Source organism: Mesorhizobium sp. M1C.F.Ca.ET.210.01.1.1 (genome assembly GCF_004791585.1).
GTDB lineage: Bacteria > Pseudomonadota > Alphaproteobacteria > Rhizobiales > Rhizobiaceae > Mesorhizobium.
The window spans coordinates 179,549-194,492 of sequence record NZ_SRUU01000005.1; the positions used below are offsets into that span (position 1 = coordinate 179,549).

The 14,944-nt window shown below is 64.9% G+C and carries 12 protein-coding genes; 4 read left to right on the forward strand and 8 right to left on the reverse strand.

Annotation, left to right across the window (positions count from 1 at the left end; all coding sequences use genetic code 11):
• Positions 1 to 109 precede the first annotated feature (109 nt).
• On the reverse strand, positions 110 to 2,002 hold the full coding sequence (locus EN853_RS07925; protein WP_127858977.1) for an ABC transporter ATP-binding protein: 1,893 nt from the start codon (positions 2,000 to 2,002) through the stop codon (positions 110 to 112).
• Positions 2,002 to 3,864 carry an ABC transporter ATP-binding protein gene (locus EN853_RS07930; RefSeq protein WP_127858978.1) on the reverse strand — a complete coding sequence of 621 codons (1,863 nt, stop codon included), beginning with the start codon at positions 3,862 to 3,864 and terminating at the stop codon, positions 2,002 to 2,004. The genes EN853_RS07925 and EN853_RS07930 overlap by 1 nt, the downstream gene beginning before the upstream one ends.
• A 302-nt stretch (positions 3,865 to 4,166) precedes the next feature.
• On the opposite strand from EN853_RS07930, the gene EN853_RS07935 reads away from it, so the two are divergent.
• Together EN853_RS07935 and EN853_RS07940 are read left to right on the forward strand one after the other, a co-directional pair.
• Positions 4,167 to 4,412, forward strand: coding sequence for a hypothetical protein (locus tag EN853_RS07935; RefSeq protein ID WP_127858979.1), 246 nt, complete (start codon positions 4,167 to 4,169; stop codon positions 4,410 to 4,412).
• Between the two features lie 12 nt (positions 4,413 to 4,424).
• On the forward strand, positions 4,425 to 4,679 hold the full coding sequence (locus EN853_RS07940; RefSeq protein WP_127858980.1) for a DUF768 domain-containing protein: 255 nt from the start codon (positions 4,425 to 4,427) through the stop codon (positions 4,677 to 4,679).
• 62 nt (positions 4,680 to 4,741) lie between these two features.
• Here the strand turns inward: EN853_RS07940 and EN853_RS07945 are convergent, their stop codons facing one another.
• Positions 4,742 to 5,860: a P1 family peptidase gene (locus EN853_RS07945; RefSeq protein ID WP_127858981.1), complete on the reverse strand. Its 1,119-nt coding sequence runs from the start codon at positions 5,858 to 5,860 to the stop codon at positions 4,742 to 4,744.
• Between the two features lie 7 nt (positions 5,861 to 5,867).
• Positions 5,868 to 7,433: an exodeoxyribonuclease VII large subunit gene (gene xseA, locus EN853_RS07950; RefSeq protein WP_127858982.1), complete on the reverse strand. Its 1,566-nt coding sequence runs from the start codon at positions 7,431 to 7,433 to the stop codon at positions 5,868 to 5,870.
• 123 nt (positions 7,434 to 7,556) lie between these two features.
• Between xseA and EN853_RS07955 the strand changes: the two genes are divergently transcribed.
• Entirely contained in the window at positions 7,557 to 9,758 is a 2,202-nt protein-coding gene (locus EN853_RS07955; RefSeq protein ID WP_127858983.1) for an EAL domain-containing protein, read from the forward strand.
• A gap of 3 nt (positions 9,759 to 9,761) precedes the next feature.
• On the opposite strand, the gene EN853_RS07960 is transcribed toward EN853_RS07955, so the two are convergent.
• Positions 9,762 to 10,718: a LysR substrate-binding domain-containing protein gene (locus tag EN853_RS07960; RefSeq protein ID WP_127858984.1), complete on the reverse strand. Its 957-nt coding sequence runs from the start codon at positions 10,716 to 10,718 to the stop codon at positions 9,762 to 9,764.
• A 180-nt stretch (positions 10,719 to 10,898) separates the two neighbouring features.
• Here EN853_RS07960 and EN853_RS07965 point away from each other — a divergent pair, with 180 nt between their 5' ends.
• Positions 10,899 to 11,189: a DUF1127 domain-containing protein gene (locus tag EN853_RS07965; protein ID WP_127858985.1), complete on the forward strand. Its 291-nt coding sequence runs from the start codon at positions 10,899 to 10,901 to the stop codon at positions 11,187 to 11,189.
• A 305-nt stretch (positions 11,190 to 11,494) separates the two neighbouring features.
• On the opposite strand, the gene EN853_RS07970 is transcribed toward EN853_RS07965, so the two are convergent.
• The 3 genes from EN853_RS07970 to EN853_RS07980 all read right to left on the reverse strand — a co-directional run bounded on the left by EN853_RS07970 (position 11,495) and on the right by EN853_RS07980 (position 14,915).
• Positions 11,495 to 12,499: a DUF937 domain-containing protein gene (locus EN853_RS07970; protein ID WP_127858986.1), complete on the reverse strand. Its 1,005-nt coding sequence runs from the start codon at positions 12,497 to 12,499 to the stop codon at positions 11,495 to 11,497.
• A gap of 100 nt (positions 12,500 to 12,599) precedes the next feature.
• Positions 12,600 to 13,973 carry a glutamate--cysteine ligase gene (locus EN853_RS07975; protein WP_127858987.1) on the reverse strand — a complete coding sequence of 458 codons (1,374 nt, stop codon included), beginning with the start codon at positions 13,971 to 13,973 and terminating at the stop codon, positions 12,600 to 12,602.
• 207 nt (positions 13,974 to 14,180) lie between these two features.
• A complete protein-coding gene (locus EN853_RS07980) occupies positions 14,181 to 14,915 on the reverse strand; it encodes a 16S rRNA (uracil(1498)-N(3))-methyltransferase (protein WP_127858988.1) in 735 nt (244 codons plus the stop codon).
• Positions 14,916 to 14,944 lie beyond the last annotated feature (29 nt).

Sequence of the window (14,944 nt, forward strand, 5' to 3'; positions counted from 1 at the left end):
TTCGTCGGCGAACATGCGCGCGATGGCGTAAGAATGCCGCGCCGGCGCCAGTTCAATGCCGCAAGCCCACGGAAGCGAACCACGGTCGGCACCAGCGAGTTCTCGATGCTCACGTCGCTTTGCCGGCCACTGCGTCCATTCCCATCTCCTCCTCGGAAATGTCGTCGAACGAGGCGTAGTTCATGGTGTAGAGGCGGGCGTAGAGGCCCTTCCGTTCCATCAATTGCTCGTGGTTGCCGCTCTCGACGATCTCGCCGTTCTGCAAGACGATGATGCGGTCGGCGCCGCGGATGGTGGCGAGCCGATGGGCGATGACGAGCCCGGTTCGGCCCTCCAGCAGTTTCACCAGCGCCTTCTGGATCAGCATCTCGGTATAGGAATCGATGCTGGCCGTCGCCTCGTCGAGCACGAGGATCCTGGCGTCGGCCACCAGCGCCCGCGCGAAGCTGATCAGCTGCCGCTGGCCGAGCGAGAGATTGCCGCCGCGCTGCTCGAGCTCGGTGTCGTAGCCGTCGGGCAGGTGCTCGATGAAGTCGTGCGCGCCGACGGCCTTTGCCGCGCGCACCACCTCCTCGCGGGTAGCATTGGTCTTGTGATAGCGGATGTTTTCCAGCACCGTTCCGGAAAACAGAAACGGCTCCTGCAGCACCATCGCCATCTGCTCGCCGAGGGAATTCTGCGTCACGTCGCGCACGTCGTGCCCGCCGACCAGCACCTGACCCGACCACACATCGTAGAAGCGGTGCGCCAGCGCCATCGAGCTCGACTTGCCCGAGCCGGTCGGACCAACAAGCGCCACGGTCTCGCCTGGGTTGACGCGGAAGCTGACGTTCTTCAGCACCGGCTGGTTCCGCCGGTAGCCGAAGGTGACGTTCCTGAACTCGACCGAGCCGTCCATGTCTGGCGATAGCGCCACCGCGCCTTGCCGGTCGCTGACCTCCACCGGCACGTCGAGCACTTCGGAGATGCGCTGGCCCGAAGCCATGGCGCGCTGCATGACGCTGTACTGCATGGTGAGAGAGCGGATGGGGTCGAAGAAGCGCTGGATGTAGAACAGGAACGCCACCATGACGCCGACGTCGAGGCTGTGCGACAGCACCATCGAACCGCCGACGACGATGACTGTCACCATGGCGATGCCGGTCAGCGTGTCGACGATCGGCACCATCACCTGCGCGTATTTGGCCGACCTGAGATGGGCATTGAGATTGGCCAGCACCTTCTCGTCATAGAGCTCGAAATTGACGTGCTGGCGCTCAAGGCTTTGCACGGTGCGCACGCCGTGAATGCCTTCGGCCAGCGCCCCGTTGGCGATCGAGTTGGTCTCATGCGCGGCCATGAAGGCGACCTTGGCGCGCGGCAGCCAGAACAGGCGAACGATGAACAGCACCGGCATGGTCGACAGCGTCAGCAGCCCGAGCCGAAAGTCCAGCCACAAGAGCACGCTGACGATGCCGAACAAGAGTACGATGTCGCCCACCGACATGACGGACGTTTCGAGGAATTCCTGCATCGAATTGACGTCGCCCTGCAGGCGCGACATCAGCCGACCGACCTCGGTCTTGTCCATGAAGCCCAGCGAGACCCGCTGCAGATGGCCGAACATGGCGCGGCGCAGGTCGGAGAGCACATTCTCGGCCACCTTGCCGACGACGCTTTCCTGCACATAGCTGGCCGCGTAGTTGATGAGGATGATCACGGCAAAGGCGGCGGTCGCCAAGGCCATGACCGAACGGTCGACCCTGCCCGGCGCCATGCCGTGGTCGATGGCATAGCGGATGACCAGCGGGATCGCCAGTTGCGTCAGCGTGAACACCAGCACCGCGGCGACCGAGATGAAGATCCGGGCCCGGTACGGGCTGACGAAGCTCCAGATTCGCCGCACGATGCGCGGATCGTAGGCCTTGCCGAAAACCTCTTCCTCGTCGCGATGCGAGCCGACAACGGCCTTTGCCGGCCGCCCGCTGGTGTCTTCCTTCTCGTCGTCGTTCTGTGTCGACATCATGCCGCTCCGAGCGCAACGGGCCGGTCGTCGTCTGGCCGCAGCTGCAGGTCGTAGAGCGCGCGGTAGCGTCCGCCCAGGGCCAGCAGCTCCTCATGCGTGCCGCGCTCGACGATCCTGCCGCCCTCGACGAACAGGACCTGGTCGGCATGCATCAGCGAGCTCAGCCGGTGCGAGATGATGAGCGTCACGCGATCCTTGGCGAAGCGCTTCATCGCCGCCCGGATGCGCTGTTCGGTGCCGGCATCGATGGCCGCGGTGGAATCGTCGAAGACCAGCACCGAAGGCCGCAGCATCAGGCTGCGGGCGATGGTCAGACGCTGCCGCTGGCCGCCGGAGAGCGACGCGCCGCGTTCGCCGACGATCGTGGTGTAGCCGGCCGGAAGCCCGATGATGTAGTTGTGCAACTGGGCGGACTCGGCCGCCCGCTCGATGCGGGTCTCGCGGGCCCAGGGATTGCCGTAGGCGATGTTGTTCTCGATCGAGGTCGTGAACAGGAACGCGTCCTGCTGCACGACGCCGACCGCCTTGCGCAGCGATTGCAGCGTGACCTCGCGGATGTCCTGGCCGTCGATGGTAATAGTGCCCGAGGTCACATCGTAGAAGCGCGGGATCAAATGCGCGATGGTCGACTTGCCGCTGCCGGGCGGGCCGACGATGCCGATGGTCTGACCGGGCCCGGCCTCGAAGGAAATGCCGGACAATGTCGGCCGGCCGCCTGAGCCCGGATAGTGGAAGCCGACATCGTCGAAGCGCAGCACGCCTTCGGTGACGACGAGGTCCCTGGCGCCCGGCGCGTCCCTGATGTCGAGCTCGGTGTCGAGCAATTCGAACAGCCGCGTCCCGCAGGTCGAGGCGCGTGCGAACGAATTGACCATCAGGCCGAGCTGGCGCACCGGCATCTGCAGGATGGTCATGAAGGTGAGGAACTGCGCCAGCGTGCCGACGCTGATTTGACCCGACATCACCTTCTGGCCGCCGAACCAGAGCACCAGGCCCATGGCCGCCAGGAACGAGAAATTCATCGCGCTGGTGTTGCTGACGCGAATGTCGACGCGCTCGTTGGCGAGATCCAGCGCATCCTGCTTGGCGCGGTCGAACTTCTCCAACTCGTGGCGCTGCGCCGCAAAAGCGCGCACGACGCGGATGCCGCCGAGATTCTCGTCCATCACCCGGCTCAGCACCGACAGGCGCTGCTGCAGGGTCAACCAGGTGCTGCGCAGCCTCAATTGAGTGACGGAGGATCGCCAGGCGACGAACGGCACGAAGCTCAGGCTCAGCAGTCCGAGCATGAGATCGGTGCTGACCAAGAGATAGGCGCCGACGCCGATCAGTACGCCGAGCAGGACCACGCGCAGGACCCCGGTGGAAAAGAACATGCGCACGCCGTCGAGGTCGAGGAGCCCGAGCGTGATCAGATCGCCGGTATGGACCCTGTCGTGGAAGGCAAAGCTCAGCCGCTGGATCTTCTCATAGAACGCCAGTCGCAGCTCATAGCCGGTCTGATGGCCGACGGCCTCGCCAAAGTAGTTCTGCGCCATGGTGAAGAGGCCGCGCAGCACGCTGACGACCAGCAGCGTGAGCGCCGTGTTCCAAAGCGCGTGCTGCGCAGCGGTGCCGGCGCCTTCGGCCATCACGCCTTGCGCCTGATCGATGGCGCGCCCCAGCAGGCGTGGAATGAGAAGCTGCAGCGTCGCGGCGATGAAGGTCGAGACGATGGTGATCGCGACTTGCCAAGGATGGCGCAGCGTCATGCGCGTGATGCGGAGCAGGGTGCTGAGACCCTTGCCCCAGGAGGCTTCCGCCACATGGACAAAGGATTTGCCGCGCTCCGTCGCGCTGCTGGTTGCATCCGTATGCAAGGAAAATATCCAACCCGATCCGGGCATTAGCCCGGACGAATGAAACAGACTCAGTTGAGCGGTATGATGTTACGCGTGCCAGAGTTGAGCGTTCAAGGGCCAATGACGGCATCGCGCTGTGCCTGGCGAACGCGACCCGCATGCTTGTGATCCAACGGCCGTCATCCCACCTGACGCGACGGAAAGAAGCAGGGACGGCGCGCGGAGTCGACATTGCATGAGGATATCACTATATACCGGCGGCTTTCGGTTTCTCGCCGCTTGGGTGCGCCTGCGAGATCGCCGTAAATGCGTTGCGTGTTGTGACTGAAATCGGTCTGAAAAACCGGGAAAAGCAAGCAGAAACAATAGTGCGGATCTTTGGCGATCCTGCCCAAGGCATCATCACCCTCACCGATCAGAACGTGTTCCCCGAACCCTCCAATTCCTCCCGCTTTGTGGACCTCGGGCAAGATGTCTTGCCGGGCGAGGCCGACTCGGCTCGAATGGGGCGTGCATCCGTTAGCGGGATGGGGGCGTTCATGACTACCAACCGGCATTGCCGCTAGGGAAGAAGCAGTATGAGTGAACATGCGATCGAGTTCTTGCGCGGATGGATTGGCGAAAAAGTCCATTGCCAGCATTCGCCCGCCAAGATCGAGAAGCAGGCCGAGACCCTCGCCGAGGAGTGCTGCGCCAAGGCCGCCGAGGAGGGCATCCTTCTGGAGGACATCCAGGAGGAGGTCGGCGATATCAAGGAACTGATCGCAGCGCGGCTTGAGGAAGCCGCCGAGGAGAGCGAGCAACAGACGGCGCCGGACAAGCCGTCCGAGTGAGATGCCAGGCCCGGCCTGAGCCGGGAAAGATGACCATAGTCTGCCGGAACTTGGACCCGGCTTTACCCGAATTCCTCATTGAGCCACGCCTTGGGCAGCGCCGGCACGAAATTGCCGTCGCGCCCCGTCATGTCCTCGTTGGCGGTGAGCGCGTTGAGGATCGCTTCCTCCACCGCTTGCACCACCGCGTCGAAGAACGGATCGATATCGACGTCCGGGATGAAATCCGTGCGGGCGATGCGGCCTGAGGGCGCCAGCGCGGCCTCCGGATTGGCGGTCGAGAAGGCGAGGAAGATATCGCCTGAGCTGTGGTAGCCGTAGCCGCCGGTCATAGCGATGCCCAGCGGCACGCGGCGGGCGAGCCGCTTCATCTGATGCGGAAGGAACGGTGCGTCGGTGGCGACGATTGCGATGATCGAACCCTTTTCGGCGCGCGCCGTGGCCTCGCGGATCGCCGGTTCGGTGAGCTCCGGCTCGACGCGTCGGCCACGGATGGTCAAATTGCGCCTTTTGCCGAAATTCGACTGCACGAACACGCCGAGCGTGTAGCGCCTGTCCTGCCATTCGACGATGCGCGAGGCGGTGCCGGATCCGGCCTTGAAGCCGAAGGTGATCATGCCGGTGCCGCCGCCGACGCTGCCTTCCTCGAGGGCGCCGCTTGTCGCGCCGTCGAGTGCCGCGGCCACATCATCGAAGCTCACATGATGGCCGTTGATGTCGTTGAGGAAGCCGTCGTAGGTCTCCGCCGCCACCGGCAGACCCCAGGCGCTGTCGAGCGCGGCCGGCAGCACGCGTTGCATCCAGCGCAGCGTGCCGTCGCGGGTGAGGCCGCAGGAATGCGTGTTGGTGATGGTGACAGGGAAGTTGAAGGCGCCCGTCTCCTCGATGATGTGCGTGCCGGTCAGCTCGCCATTGCCGTTCTGGCTGAAGACGCCGGCGAAGACCGGCGTCGCGAGTTCTTGAACCGGTCTTGGCAGAATGGCAGTGACGCCGGTGCGCACCGGCCCCGCGCCCACCTTGAGCGGGCCGTCGCCGGCAATCAGCGTCGTATAGCCGACTGCAACACCCGGCACGTCGGTGATGGCGTTGAAGCGGCCCGGCGTGCCGTCCAGTGCGATATTGAACGAGCGCAGGCGCGGCTTGCCCGATGGCGTGCGAAGATGCGGGTCGTTGCTGCTCATGCTGTCCTCAGAACAACGAACCCTGATTGCCGGGCTCCTTGGCCTTGCCCGACGGCTTGGCGGCCAGCTTCGGCCTCGCCCCGCCGCTGGTGGCGATGGCTTCGGCACTGCCGTCGGCGAATTCCAGCTGCAGCGCCGCGCCCGGCGCCAGCTCCGCGACGCGCTTGATGACGGCGCCGTCGGCGTCCTTGACCAGTGCGAAGCCGCGCGCCAGCACGGCCTTGTGCGAGAGCGTGGCGAGCAGCCGGTCGGCCTGGGTGAGAGCGGCGCGCAGCCGGTCGATCTGCCGCGCCAGCGCCTGGTCCTGCCTTCGTGTCAATCCCGCCAGCGCATCGGCCTGAGCTTTCTGCCGCCTCTCGATCGGCGCCGGCGACAGTCTCGCCGACGTGCGCTGGAAACGTGCCCGGCCTTGACGCACGATGGCGAAGAAGGCGGCGCGTGCGCGGGCAATGTCGCGGCCTGTCAGGGTGCGCGTCTCGTTCAGGCGGCGCGACAAGGTGGCCGGCGTCAGCCGCTGCCTCTCCAGCCTCGCGCGCTTGCGCTCGACGCTCACCGTCAGCCCACGGCTGAGTCGGCTCGTCGCCTCATCGAAGCGGCGGCGCGGCAGCGCCAGCAACTGGTCGGGCGAGGGGAGCGCGCGCGCCGCGGCGCGCACCGCCTGCCGCTTGCGTTCAAGATTGCGCGAGGCGCAGGCGTTGAGCCGCGCGCCGAGGCTCGCCAGCGTCGCCTCGAGGTCGGCCTTGACGGGCACCGCGATCTCGGCGGCTCCCGTCGGCGTCGGCGCGCGCATGTCGGCGACGAAGTCTATCAGCGTCCAGTCCGTCTCGTGGCCGACTGCGGAGATCACCGGGATATGCGAGGCAGCAATGGCGCGCGCCAGCCCTTCGTCATTGAAGCCCCAAAGGTCCTCGAGGCTGCCGCCGCCGCGCGCCACGATCAGCAGATCGGGCTGGCGGATCGGGCCGTCCCAGGTGAGCGCGTTGAAGCCGTTGACGGCTGCGGTCACTTCCCTGGCCGTTGTCTCGCCCTGGACCCTCACCGGCCAGACCAGCACGGTGAGCGGGAACCGGTCCTTGATGCGGTGGATGATGTCGCGGATCACCGAGCCCGTCGGCGAGGTCACGACGCCGATGACGCGCGGCATGAACGGCAGACGCCGCTTGCGGCCGGTATCGAACAGGCCCTCCGCCTGCAGCCGGCGCTTGCGCTCTTCCAGCAGCGCCATCAGCGCGCCGGCGCCCGCCGGCTCGAGATTATCGATGACGATCTGGTAGTTGGATTTGCCGGGATAGGTGGTCAGCTTGCCGCTGGCAATCACTTCCATCCCTTCTTCGGGACGGAATTTCAGCCGCGCCATCGTGGTCTTCCAGACCACGGCGTCGAGGCGTGCGCGGTCGTCCTTCAGCGCGAAATAGGCGTGGCCGGAGGAATGCGGCCCGCGATAGCCGGAAATCTCGCCGCGCACCCGCACATTGCCGAAAGCGTCCTCGACCGTGCGCTTCAACGCGCCGGAAATCTCGCTCACCGTATACTCGGTGGCGTTGCTGCGTGATTCGGTTGCTGCTTCGCTCATCACGTGATTGGGGAACGCTTATCGGGCTGCGTCAAGGCAGGGAGCAATCCTCGCTAATATTATAACGCGATCTTAAGCCCGATTTGCTTTGACTGGCGGCAGGAAAGTCGGCCCAGGGAACGCATGAGCGCACGCACCAACAGCAGCCCATTGACGCATCAGGTCACGCTGACGGTGCTGACATTGGCCGTCCTCGCGCTGGTCATTGTCGTCGGTTTTGGCGTCTATGCGACTGCACAGGCGGATCAGGTCTCGCTCGAACGGCAGAAAATATTCATCGCCGACGGCTTGAAGGATCAGATTGCCTCCGTTCAGCGTGAGCAGGAAAGCGTTTCGGTCTGGGATGACGCGATCACCAATGTGAAGGCCGGTAACCAGACCTGGATCGAGGAGAACCTCAGCGTCTGGATGTACACCTATTATCGTCACAACCGGGTCTACATTCTCGACGCCGCCAATCGTCCCGTCCACACCATGCAGGAAGGCAAGGTGGTCGATCCGTCCGCCTATGGCGAGGACGAGCCGGAGATGCTCGCCACCATTGAGAAACTGCGCGCTATGCTCGCCGAGCCGAGGAACGATGTTTCAGGCCAGCCGGCCAAGATGGTCGCCGAGGATCTGGTGTCGCTCGGCGGCAAGCCGGCGATCCTGAGCGTCATGCCGCTGCTGCCGAGTTCGGACCGGGTCACGCAGGCGCCCGGCACCGAATATCTGCATATTTCGGTGGAGTTCATAGACGACGCGGTGATCAACAAGATCGCCGCAAAGTACTTGCTCGACGGCGCGCGGCTCGTGCCGCTGTCGCAACCGGTCGGCGCCGCGGCGGTCCCGCTCGTCGATTCCCGTGGCATTATCCTCGGCTATGTCTGCTGGGACCAGGAACGGCCTGGCCTCGCCCTGGTGCGCAAGATGGCGCCGGCGCTGGCCCTGGCGCTGCTCGTGGCGGTTGGCGTTCTGGCGTTCCTGCTGCGCAGGCTCCGCCGCGCCTCGTCCGCGCTGCAGACAAGCCAGGACGAGGCGCAATATCTCGCCTTCCACGACACGCTCACCGGCCTGCCCAACAGGGCTCTGTTCGAGGACCGCCTGCGGCGCACGCTTTTGTTCGCCAGCCACGACGCGGCGAGGGTAGCGCTGCTTTATCTCGATCTCGACCGTTTCAAGCATATCAATGACACGCTCGGCCATCCGGCCGGCGACGAGCTTGTCAGGCAGACGGCGGCAAGGCTCAAGCAAACCATCCGCGAGGTCGACACTGTCGCGCGGCTTGGCGGCGACGAATTCGCCATCATCCTGCTCGACGTCCCCGACGTCAGAAGCGCGGAGGATGTCGCCGACCGGCTGCTGCAGAGGCTGCACGAGCCGTTCAAGCTGATCGATGACCAGGTCTTCGTCAGTGCCTCGATCGGCATCGCGCTGTCATCGGATACCGATGCGGACGACCTTCTGCGCAAGGCGGACATCGCGCTCTACGAAGCCAAGAAGAACGGCCGCGGCCGCTATCAGGTCTTTGCCGGCGACATGGACGACCTTTTGCTGCGCAAGCGCAAGGTCGAGGCCGAACTGCGCAAGGCGCTGACCGGCGGTGGCGGCATAAAGCTCGCCTATCAGCCTGTCTTTGCGGCCGACGGCCGCAAGATTATCGGCGCCGAAGCCCTGATCCGCTGGGGTCACGAGGTGCATGGCGCGCTGCCGGCGGCGCAGTTCATCGCCATCGCCGAAGAGCGCGGCCTGATCGGCGAGCTCGGCAAATGGGCCTTGACGGAGGCGTGCCGCTTTGCCGTCGGGACCGAGCTGCCCTGGGTCGCCGTCAACATCTCGCCGATGCAATTGCGTGACGTCGGCTTTGCCGAACAGGTCGCCGCGATCCTGAACGAAACCGGGCTCGATCCGGCCCGCCTGCAGCTCGAGACCACCGAAACCGTGCTGATCGAGCACAAGGACACAATCAGCGCGGCTATCGCCACCTTGCGCAAATCCGGCGTCCGCATCGTGCTCGACGATTTCGGCACCGGCTATTCGTCGCTGAGCTATCTGCGCCGCCATGCCATCGACAAGCTGAAGATCGACCGCTCCTTCGTCCGCCTTCTCGACCAGGACGGAAGCGGCGCGGCAATCGTCAAGGCGCTGATCGAGCTGGCGCTGGCGCTGAAGGTGGAAGTGACGGCAGAGGGCGTTGAAACCGACGAGCAGAAGACCCTGCTGGTCGGCATGGGGTGCCACCAATTGCAGGGCTATCTGCTGTCGCCGCCTCTGGAGCCAGGCCAGTTGCTGGCGTTGCCGGGCTTGTCCTCCGGCGTTGCGGAACGCACCGCAGCGCGCGCCTGACCGTTACCAGCCAGGCAGGATCTGGTTTGCCTTGGTCCGCTTAATCTTGGCGTAGGCGAGTGCCGCGAAGTCGAAGCTTCCCGTTTCCTCGCTCACCGGCACGGAAATGTTGTCCAGGCTTTCCGCGATGTGCCTGGCCAGCGCGTCGACGATCTCCGGCTGCGAGGTCTGGCCGCGCATGATGCCGATGCGGCAGTCGGGCAGCGCATCGAACCCGTCGGCCTCGCCGAGCACGCGCATGCCGGGCCTGAGCGCGCATTCCGGCAACACCGAGATGGCGAGGCCTGAAAGCACGGCGGCAGTGATCACGGTGGCCGAGAAGCTCGAGAAGAGCACGCGATACTCTCGGTTCTGTCGGTCGAGCACGTCGACGGCGGCGCGTCGCCAGATGCAGTTCGGCCGGCCGAATGCCATCGGCAGGATTTCCTGCTCATGCGTGGCGTGGTTGGCCGAGGTGACCCACAAAAGCGGCTCGCGCCGCACCACTTCCGACTGGCCGCGCGTGTCGTTGTGCGTCACCAGCGCAAGGTCGAGGTTGCCGCGCTTGATGTGCTCGACCAGTCCTGGCGTCGGCTCGCAGATGACGGTCAGCTCGACGCGCGGGTTGGAGCGCGAGAAGCGCGCCATGATCTCTGGCAGGAAACGGTCGGCATAGTCGTCCGGCGTGCCGATGCGGATGGTGCCTTCGAGCCGCTGGTCGTCGAAGGCGGCCAAAGTCTCGCGGTTGAGGTAGATCAGCCGCCGCGCATAGGACAGCAGCCTGTCGCCTTCCTCTGTCAGCTTGTTGGTGCGGCCGTCCTTTTCGAACAGCGGCTTGCCGATCCGCTCCTCCAGCCGGCGCATCTGCATCGACACTGCCGACTGCGTCCGGTGCACTTCCTCCGCGGCGCGGGTGAAGCTTCCCGTGTCGGCGATCGAGATGAAGGTCTGCAACTGATCGAGATCGAGCGGCGCTTTCATCGGTCCAATCCATCATTGATGTTGATGCTAAAGATTAGAAACATTCGTTGGATTAATCAATCGCATGATGGCAAATTGCCATTGTCCACATGAAGGCATGTGTATCGAGACCGCAACGGCGCTTCTCCCAAGGCGCCGATTGCCTGGTTTCGTCCGCTCGACTCCGAAGGAGAGACTGACATGACCACGATCGAATTCGCCACCGAGACCCCGCGCATCACCACGCGTCCGGCCGTTGCGACGCGCGTGCTCAATGCGGTCGCCAACACCTATCGCGCCTGGAAAAATCGCCGCGCCTTCTATCGCCTGGGCGAGATGTCGGATGCCGAGCTTGCCGATATCGGGCTGACCCGCGCCGATCTTCACGTCGCCGTCGCCGTTCCTTTCGGCCGCGATCCGACGGCGAAGCTGCGCGCCATCGCCGGCGATCGCGCCGAAACGATCAAAGACCTCGCCCGCAAGGTGGCCTGACGGGCTGCGCGATTGCATTTTGGGTCGCCCTTGAACCTTTTCGAGGCGCGGCGCGACCAAGCTTCATGCAGGCTCCACACTCCCTGCCGGTTCCCCGCCGGCCTGCCTGCACATTGCCCGGTTCTCCTCCAGGACCGGGCATTTTTTTGGCACGTCGCAATTCAGGTGATGCCGGCCTGCAAACGGCGGCTTCCTGCGCTTCCGGTGCTCACGTACTTCAAGTACGCTCCGCTCCGGTTCTCGGAACCCACCATTTTCGGCTCGGCCTGACCTGAATCTCGACGCGCCAAATTCAGCGATACGACCTACCTCCGGTCCATGCCGCGCTTGAACTGGTCGAAGATGCTCTCCACACCCTTCTGATATTCGTCGCGCTGCTGCGCGCCGGTCTGGAACATCCTGCCGAAAATATCGTCGAACGGGTTTCGCGGCCGGCCGCTCGGGTTGGTTTGCGGCTGCGGTGGCTCGCTCTGTTGCGGCTGGGGTTGTTGCGGCTGCTGCGGCGCCGGCTGTCCGCCCGGTAAGCCAAACCCGCCGCCGCCCTGGCGCAGCATTTCTTCAAAAATCTTGCCGAGCGGACTGTCGCCATAGGGGCTTTGCGTCTGCTGCGGCCGGCCTTGCGGCGGCTGCGAGCTGCCGCCGAACATATCCTGCAGCACCTTGCCCAGCGGATTGTCGCCATAGGGGTTCGGCGCCTGCTGCGGCGGGCTTTGCGGCTGTTGCGCGCCGCCGCCGAACATGTCCTGCAGGACCTTGCCGAGAGGGTTGTCGCCATAGGGATTGGGTGCCGGTTGCGGCGCCTGCGCGCCGCCTCCGGCCTGCCGCATCATCTGCTCGATGATCTCGCCGAGCGGATTGCCGCCGCCGAAGCCGCCGGCGGCCTGCATCTGGTTGTTCGTTTGTTTGAACAGCCCGCCCATCATCATCGAGGCCATGGCTGGCAGCATCTGCTGCAGCACCTGCTGGCTGAGGCCAGTCGCCTGCGCGGCCTGGGCAGCGACCGCGCGCGACAGGTCCTTCGAGCCGAACAGATGGCCCAAAATGCCGTTGCCTTCATCAATGCCTTGCGGCGAGAAGGCCCGGGTCGCGTCCTCGAAATATTTGGCGTGCTGGCCGCTCGCCATCGCCGTCATGAAGGCGCCCATTCCATATGGGTCCGCCGTGTTGCGCTGCAGTCCTTGTGAGAAAGCCGGCAGCAGCGCCTGCACCGCGGCCTGGGTCTGCTGCATCGACAGGCCATACTGCTGCGCCAACGCCTGCATGCCGGCGCCGTTCTGGGCTTGCGCAAAGATGTCGAACAGGGAAGGCATGGGGTCTCCTCCGCAATATCCTCACGGAGGAGCCTAGTTCGTTTCCATCCACTGTTGAAGCGGCTTTTGCCGCGCCACCGTCAAGCGGAAACCGAACGCTTCAATACGCGTATTCCATGAACACCGGCTCGATCGAGCCGCCCCAGCGGGTGTGGTAGGCCGACAGCATTTCCTCGGCGCTGGTGGTGCCGCGCGCCACCACCTCGTCGAGCGTGTTGAGGAACGACGTCTCGTCATAGCCGTCGCGGTTCTTTTTGCCGCGGTTTTTCAGCCCCATGCGTGAGATGGCGAGCACGTCACGGGCAACGTCGCGCAAGGTCGTGTTGCGGAACGGCGCCGAAATGCCATGTTCCGGCACCGCGTTGCGCAGCGCCAGCGCCTCCTGGTAGGTCCAGCTCGAAGTCAGCGTCTCGGCGGCGTCCAGCGCCTGCTCGTCATAGAGCAGCCCCACCCAGAAGGCCGGCAGCGCGCAGATGCGCCGCCACGGGCCGCCATCGGCGCCGCGCATTTCGAGGAAGCGCTTCAGCCGCACATCGGGGAACAGCGTCGAGAGATGGTTGGCCCAGTCGCCCATCGTCGGCAGACCGTCAGGCACTTCGTTGCGCGCGGCGCCCGCCATGAACTGGCGGAAGGTGTAGCGCGTCATATCGTGATAGTGGCCGTCGCGGATGACGAAATACATCGGCACGTCGAGCGCCCATTCGACATAGTCGGCAAAGCCGAAATCGGGCGCGAAGCAGAACTCCAGCATGCCGGAACGCTGGTTGTCGGTGTCGCGCCAGATGTCGCCGCGCCAGCTCTGGAGGCCGTTCGGCCGGGTCTCGGTGAAGGGCGAGTTGGCAAACAGCGCCGTCGACAGCGGCTGCAGCTTCAGCGACACCTGCATCTTGCGGCGCATGTCGGTCTCGCTATCGAAGTCGAGATTCACCTGGATCGTGCAGGTGCGGTACATCATGTCGAGGCCCTTCGATCCGACCTTCGGCATGTAGCGCGTCATGATCTCGTAGCGCGACTTCGGCATTTTGGGCGTTTCGGCAAGCGACCATTTCGGGCTGCCGCCGAGGCCGAGGAAGCGGATGCCGAGCGGCTCGGCGATCTCGCGCACCTGCGCCAGATGCGCGTTGCCTTCGCGGCAGGTCTGGTGGATCGACTCCAGCGGCGCGCCGGACAGCTCGAACTGCCCGCCGGGTTCGAGCGAGATCGCGCCCTGCCCGGTCGGCTCGACCAGGCCGATGATGCGGCCGGCATCCATGATCGGATCCCAGCCGAGCTTTTGCTGCATGCCTTCCAGGATGGCGCGGATGCCGCGCTCGCCGCCATAGGGCACCGGCGCGTTGCCGTCGACATAGAAGGGGAATTTCTCGTGCTCGGTGCCGATGCGCCACTTGTCGCGCGGCTTGTTGCCCGCGGCGAGATAGCCGACGAGTTCGTCGATGCCTTCGATGGGCTGAATATCGGTTGTGTCGCGCGCCATGACTAGCCCTCCCGCCGCATGACCCCGAAAATCGGCTTCGATTTTCGGAAAGGATCATGCGCCAAATCAAAGTCCTACAGCGTCCTTTGCGCGTCCGAAAGGACGCGCGGCGCTTTAGGCGGCCGGACGACCGCCGGCGCTAGATGGACGAAATGTCAGTAGCCGATCAAGCGAAAAATCCTGAGCCACGTCTCAACAGGAATTGATCTACCAATCGCCGATCGTCGCCTGCATCACGGCAAGCGCGGCCACCGCCGCCGTGTCGGCGCGCAGGATGCGCGGCCCAAGCGGAATGGCGGTGACGAAGGGCAACGCCCGCAGCATCCTGCGCTCGTCGTCGGAAAATCCGCCCTCCGGTCCGACCAGCAGCGCGAGTTTTTTCTCAACTACCTTCTGCAGGCCCGGCAGCGGGTTGTTGGTGGAGGCGTCCTCGTCGCAGAAGATCAGCCGCCGGCTCTTGTCCCAGCCGCCCAGCAGCCGCTCCAGCTTCTCCGCCTCGCGCACGTCTGGCACCGCCAGGATGCCGCATTGCTCCGCCGCCTCGACGACATTGGCGCGCAGCCGCTCGATGCCGGGCTTCGCCACTTGCGTGTGCTGGGTGATGACCGGCTGCAGCACGCCGGCGCCCATTTCGACCGCCTTCTGCACCAGATAGTCGAGCCGGCCCTGCTTCAGCGGCGCGAAGCAGTAGACCAGATCGGGCAGCGGCGGCTGCGGCCGCTGCAGGGAAAGCACGTTGAGCCGGACAGCCTTCTTGGATTTGGCGGCGATTGCCGCCGACCATTCGCCGTCGCGGCCGTTGAAAAGAAGAACCTCGGCGCCTTCGCCGAGCCGCAGCACATGCGCGAGATAGTGGCTTTGCTGTTGCCCGGCATCGAATTCGAAGCCCGGCCCGAGGTCGTCCGGCACGAACAGCCGCTGCATTTTGTAATTGGCGCGCATCGCCGAGCAATGGGCGAGGCGATGGGCGC

Bases quoted from the DNA above. Each gene is read 5' to 3' on its own strand.
- EN853_RS07925 (WP_127858977.1), bottom strand. From the start codon at position 2,002: ATGTCGACACAGAACGACGACGAGAAGGAAGACACCAGCGGGCGGCCG.
- EN853_RS07940 (WP_127858980.1), top strand. From the start codon at position 4,425: ATGAGTGAACATGCGATCGAGTTCTTGCGCGGATGGATTGGCGAAAAA.
- EN853_RS07945 (WP_127858981.1), bottom strand. From the start codon at position 5,860: ATGAGCAGCAACGACCCGCATCTTCGCACGCCATCGGGCAAGCCGCGC.
- xseA (WP_127858982.1), bottom strand. From the start codon at position 7,433: ATGAGCGAAGCAGCAACCGAATCACGCAGCAACGCCACCGAGTATACG.
- EN853_RS07955 (WP_127858983.1), top strand. From the start codon at position 7,557: ATGAGCGCACGCACCAACAGCAGCCCATTGACGCATCAGGTCACGCTG.
- EN853_RS07960 (WP_127858984.1), bottom strand. From the start codon at position 10,718: ATGAAAGCGCCGCTCGATCTCGATCAGTTGCAGACCTTCATCTCGATC.
- EN853_RS07965 (WP_127858985.1), top strand. From the start codon at position 10,899: ATGACCACGATCGAATTCGCCACCGAGACCCCGCGCATCACCACGCGT.
- EN853_RS07970 (WP_127858986.1), bottom strand. From the start codon at position 12,499: ATGCCTTCCCTGTTCGACATCTTTGCGCAAGCCCAGAACGGCGCCGGC.
- EN853_RS07975 (WP_127858987.1), bottom strand. From the start codon at position 13,973: ATGGCGCGCGACACAACCGATATTCAGCCCATCGAAGGCATCGACGAA.
- EN853_RS07980 (WP_127858988.1), bottom strand. From the start codon at position 14,915: ATGCGCGCCAATTACAAAATGCAGCGGCTGTTCGTGCCGGACGACCTC.